Source organism: Dehalococcoides sp. (assembly GCF_041654235.1).
GTDB lineage: Bacteria > Chloroflexota > Dehalococcoidia > Dehalococcoidales > Dehalococcoidaceae > Dehalococcoides > Dehalococcoides mccartyi_B.
Genome location: NZ_JBAZDW010000071.1, coordinates 1 through 5,876 on the forward strand (window position 1 = coordinate 1; position 5,876 = coordinate 5,876).

A 5,876-nucleotide genomic window follows, 5' to 3' on the forward strand; every position below is an offset into this window, starting at 1 on the left:
GTATCGTGTTAGAAATCTCTGCCAAGCGTTGTTCTAGTGCTTCAATACCACAAAGTGATTTTAGATATAACAATAACCTTAGATTGGGTAAAGCGACAAGATCTTGTGGAAGATAACCGATTCGGTTATTAGGAGAAATCTGAATATGACCTGTTTTTAAAGAGATCTCACCAAGAATAGATCGAAATAAAGAAGTTTTACCGGTACCGTTTTTTCCGATAATACCCCATTTGGTTTTATCGGGTATTCGGAAAGTAGCTGGATTGAATAATACACGATCTCCGAATTCGATGGAGATATTTTCAAAATAAATCATACATTTTTTGACCCAAGAATTAACAAAGGCTGGCAGCTTCCTACTCTCCCAGCAGCTTTCGCACACTAGTACCATCGGCCTTTACGGGCTTAACTTCCGTGTTCGGAATGGGAACGGGTGTGGCCCCGTAGGTATCGCCACCAGCCAAAATCATAAACCTTTGTTTGTTTTTCAAGCAACAAAACAAGGAAGCGAATTGTTTGGACATGAGTCAGATGAATCCAACATCATGAAGAAAACCTCGAACGATTAGTACCAGTCACCTGCGCGCCTCTCAGCGTTTCCAGCTCTGGCCTATCAAACTGGTAGTCTACCAGTGTTCTTACCCCATTATGGGTGGGATATCTCATCTTGAGGGGAACTTCATACTTAGATGCTTTCAGTATTTATTTCTTGAGACACAGCTACCCGGCTCGTATTACTGGCGTAATAACCGGTACACTGGAGGTCTCCTCACTCCGATCCTCTCGTACTAGGAGTGAACCCACTCAAATATCCTGCGCTTGCAGAGGATAAGGACCGAACTGTCTCACGACGTTCTGAACCCAGCTCGCGTGCCGCTTTAATGGACGAACAGTCCAACCCTTGGAACCTGCTTCAGCTCCAGGATGCGACGAGCCGACATCGAGGTGCCAAGCCCTCCCGTCGATGTGGACTCTTGGGAAGGATAAGCCTGTTATCCCCGAGGTAGCTTTTATCCGTTGAGCGATGACCCTTCCATACGGTGTCACCGGATCACTAAGGCCTACTTTCGTATCTGCTTGACGTGTCCGTCTAGGCAGTTAAGCTCCCTTATACCTTTGCGCTCTTCGCGTGATTTCCAAACACGCTGAGGGAACCTTTGCACGCCTCCGTTACTCTTTAGGAGGCGACCGCCCCAGTCAAACTACCCGCCTGACACTGTCCGTCTGCTTGATTCAAAGCTAGACGTTAGAATCCTATTCGTCTAAGGGTGGTATCCCAAGGACGACTCCACGGAACCTGACGATCCCGCTTCAAAGTCTCCCACCTATCCTGTACATAAACGAACAGAATGCAATATCAAGTTATAGTAAAGCTCTACGGGGTCTTTCCGTCCTTCTGCAAGTAACCCGCATCTTCACGGGCACTGCTATTTCACCGAATCTCTCGTCGAGACAGCGTTCAGGTAGTTACGCTTTTCATGCGCGTCGGAACTTACCCGACAAGGTATTTCGCTACCTTAGGACCGTTATAGTTACGGCCGCCGTTCACTGGGGCTTAGATTTAGAGCTTCGGGATTACTCCCTGACCCCTCCTCGTAACCTTCCAGCACTGGGCAAGCGTCGGCTCCTATACATCGTCTTACGACTTAGCAGAAACCTGTGTTTTTGTTAAACAGTCCCCTGAACCAATTTATTGCAACCTGCTCTCACGAGCGAGGCACCCCTTGTCCCGAAGTTACGGGGTTATTTTGCCGAGTTCCTTAACGAGAGTTCTTTCGTACACCTTAGGAGGTTACCTCCTTGTCTACCTGTGTTGGATTGCGGTACGGTCACGGGGTAACTGGCTAGAAGATTTTCTCGGGAGCATGAAATCGGGTGCTTCGTCTTGCGACTCCCCGTCACGCCTTGGGTTGATGAAGCGTGGATTTACCTGCGCTTCGCCCTTGACGCTTGGACCGGGACGACCGACGCCCGGCACACCTTATCCTTCTCCACCCCTCCATCGCTCATAACGCGACCACGTGGTACAGGAATATTAACCTGTTGGCCATTATCTACGCCTTTCGGCCTCGACTTAGGACCGACTAACCCTGGGCGGACAAGCCTTCCCCAGGAAACCTTAGACTTCCGGTGACAGAGATTCTCACTCTGTTTTTCGCTACTCAAGCCGGGATTCTCACTTCCTGCCTCTCCAGCACTCCTTACGGTATACCTTCACTGATGCAGGAACGCTCTCCTACCGCTTCCCTTACGGAAAGCCCGCTGCTTCGGTTGAATGCTTAGTCCCGAACATTTACGGCGCAAGATCACTAGACCAGTGAGCTGTTACGCACTCTTTAAATGATGGCTGCTTCTGAGCCAACATCCTGGCTGTATAAGTAATACTCACTTCCTTAATTTACACTTAGCACTCATTGGGGACCTTAGCAGGCGATCTGGGCTGTTTCCCTTTTGACTACGGATCTTATTACTCGCAGTCTCACTTCCGGACTCTAATCGATCGGCATTCGGAGTTTGATAAGGTTTGGTAACCTGGTGGGGCTCCTAGCCTTTTCAGTGCTCTACCTCCGACCGAGAACGTCCGAAGCTGCACCTAAATGCATTTCGGAGAGAACCAGCTATCTCCGGGTTCGATTGGAATTTCTCCCCTACTCACAGTTCATCTCATAAGTTTTCACCCTTAAAGAGTTCGGGCCTCCACGGAGGCTTAATTCCGCTTCACCCTGACCATGAGTAGATCACCCGGTTTCGGGTCTGTATGAAGGAACTAACGCCCTATTCAGACTTGCTTTCGCTGCGGCTTCGTGGCTGTCCACTTAACCTGGCTCCTTTCAAACAACTCCCCGGCTCATTCTTCAATAGGCAAGCCATGACACGGGCATTGCTGCCATCGTGCTCTGACCGATTGTAGGCATCATGGTTTCAGATTCTATTTCACTCCCCTTCCGGGGTTCTTTTCACCTTTCCCTCACGGTACTATGTTCACTATCGGTTCATGGAGTATTTAGCCTTAGAGGATGGGTCCTCTAGCTTCCCACAGAGTTGCATGTTCCGTGGTACTCAGGAACAACTGATGAGGAGGGCTCACGTTTCGAATACGAGGCTTTCACTCTCTTCGGCCGTCCTTTCCAGGACGTTTTTCTACGTCAGTCTCTCTCACGAGGGGGGCAGCCCCCTCCTAGTCGTCCTACAACCCCGCCAGTGCAACGCGCTGCGCTTGACACACTGTCGGTTTAGGCTGTTCCCTTTTCGCTCGCCACTACTTAGGGAATCGTGTTTACTTTCTTTTCCTGGAGTTACTAAGATGTTTCAGTTCGCTCCGTTCCCCTCCCGCCCCTATGTATTCAGACCGGGATGATCCGCTTGTGACGGACCGGGTTTCCCCATTCGGAGATCTCCGGATCTAAGGATGTTTGCTCCTCCCCGAAGACTATCGCAGGCTTACTGCGTCCTTCATCGGCTCCTATGACCAAGGCATTCACCATGTGCCCTTATTATTTTCTTCTCTGATGTACGATATCCAATTTTAAAAAATGGACGGATTCATCTATTACACTAATGTCCTTAAACTCGCTTCCTTATTCAGTTGTCAAGGTAGAAGGTCCTTACCCTCGGTCCGGCCGGCTGGCCGGTGGGGGCAGGTGCCAGACCCATTTAAACGATAATACAAAATGGGTTTACGTGTCCTGCACTAGGCAAGAAGAAAAATGGGAAAGGAAAAACGCTGTGACTGTACTTTTTATTATGCACCGCGACCGATTCGATCGGTTTACGCTCTCTCAACATCGTTGAGGGATTCGCAAACAAAGCTCCTTAGAAAGGAGGTGATCCAGGCGCACGTTCTCGTACACCTGCCTTGTTACGACTTCACCCTCCTCACTGACCACACCTTCAACACGCCCCTCCTTGCGGTTGGGGTATGTGTTTTCGGGTACAGCCAACTTGGGTGGTGTGACGGGCGGTGTGTACAATACCCGGGAACGTATTCAACGCAATATAGCTGACTTGCGTTTACTAGCAACTCCATCTTCACGAGGGTGGGTTGCAACCCTCGATCTGTACTGAGGCCGGCTTTGGAGATTAGCTCCGCATTACTGCTTGGCAACTCATTGTTCCGACCATTGTCGCATGTGTGTAGCCCTGGACATAAGGGGCGTGATGATTTGACGTCGTCCACGCCTTCCTCCGGCTCGTCGCCGGCGGTATCGTTATAGTAGCTGGATTGCTCCGTGGCAAATAACGACGTGGGTTGCGCTCGTTCAAGGACTTAACCTTACACCTCACGGCACGAGCTGACGACAACCATGCACCACCTGTGAAACTGTTTTCATATTGCTATGAAAAAGGATCTAGTTTCTTAGATCTTTCAGCAACATGTCAAGCCCAGGTAAGGTTCTTCGTGTAGCCTCGAATTAAACCACATGCCTCGCTGCTTGTGCGGGTACCCGTCAATTCCTTTGAGTTTCAGCCTTGCGACCGTACTTTCCAGGTGGAATACTTAACGCGTTAGCTACGACGCTGAAGGAGTGAATCCTCCAACACCTAGTATTCATCGTTTAGGGCTAGGACTACCAGGGTATCTAATCCTGTTTGCTCCCCTAGCTTTCGTGTCTGAGCGTCAGTATTATGTTAGGAAGCCGCCTTCGCCTCTGGTGTTCTTCCCGATCTCTACGCATTTCACCGCTACACCGGGAGTTCCGCTTCCCTCTCATAACCTCGATCTTGTCAGTATTGGATGCCGCTCCGGAGTTGAGCTCCGGGATTTCACACCCAACTTAGCAAGACGCCTGCACACCCTTTACACCCAGTAATTCCGGACAACGCTTGCCCCCTACGTATTACCGCAGCTGCTGGCACGTAGTTGGCTGGGGCTTATTCGTCGGGTACTTGCAACGAACACGCCATTTCCTGCGCATTCGCTTACTCCCCAACAAAAGGGCTTTACAATCCAAAGATCTTCTTCGCCCACGCAGTGTCGCTGGGTCAAGCTTTCGCTCATTGCCCAAAATTCCCCACTGCTGCCTCCCGTAGGAGTCTGGACCGTGTCTCAGTTCCAGTGTGGCTGATCATCCTCTCAGACCAGCTACCCGTCATAGCCTTGGTAAGCCATTACCTTACCAACTAGCTGATAGGAGATAGGCTCATCAGGAAGCGGTGGCTTGCACCACCTTTCCTCCGTAAGGAGCGTACGGGGTATTGATCCCTCTTTCGAGGGGGTATCCCCCTCTTCCCGGTAGATAACCTATCCATTACTCACCCGTTTGCCACTAAGGACCGAAGTCCTCCGTCCGACTTGCATGTGTAAGGCACACTGCCAGCGTTAGTCCTGAGCCAGGATCAAACTCTTCGAGCAAAACTATTAACATGAATAGTTGCCTATTCACAAGTTTCATTTCGCTGAAGTTAGTTTGTTACCTAACTTAAAAAACATTACAAGTTTGCAGTTTGCATAGAGCAAACTGCGATGTGGTCGCTTTACTAATAAATCGCACAAGCGATTTTCACTTTCACCATTCTTCAATTTTCAAGGTACAAGACAACGGATATCAATTTTATGAATTGAAACAGAATTGTCAAGCGAAGGGGGAAAAAAAGTGAAAAACGGAAAAGAGTGCCTGAATTGACTATTGTCGGTATAATATCTACAATTGAGTTAAATTAAACAAGTATAATTATTAATTATGTGAAGGTAGGTGTGTTATGTCTGAATTTATTAGGCCATGCGTAAAAACTGATATTCCTGGTGAAAATGCAAAAAAGATCATTGCATTGGATGACAAATACATGATGACTGTCACTAAAGCTTCTCCCTTAGCCATCAAAAAAGCAAAAGGTATAGTATTGGAAGATGTCGATGGAAATATTTTTTATGATTT

Annotated in this window: 1 protein-coding gene and 3 rRNA genes; all 4 read right to left on the reverse strand. The window is 48.8% G+C overall.

Features of this window, described 5'->3' with window-relative positions:
- Window positions 1-316, reverse strand: a 316-nt coding sequence (locus WC259_RS07295; RefSeq protein WP_372643947.1) for an ATP-binding cassette domain-containing protein, incomplete at its 3' end; no start/stop codon positions are given.
- Window positions 317-343: 27 nt separating this feature from the next.
- Window positions 344-461: ribosomal RNA gene (rrf, locus tag WC259_RS07300) — 5S ribosomal RNA — on the reverse strand.
- An 84-nt stretch (window positions 462-545) separates the two neighbouring features.
- Window positions 546-3,505, reverse strand: a 23S ribosomal RNA gene (locus tag WC259_RS07305).
- A 312-nt stretch (window positions 3,506-3,817) separates the two neighbouring features.
- Window positions 3,818-5,353: ribosomal RNA gene (locus WC259_RS07310) — 16S ribosomal RNA — on the reverse strand.
- The 16S, 23S and 5S rRNA genes sit together here, the layout of an rRNA operon.
- Between the last annotated feature and the right edge of the window lie 523 nt (window positions 5,354-5,876).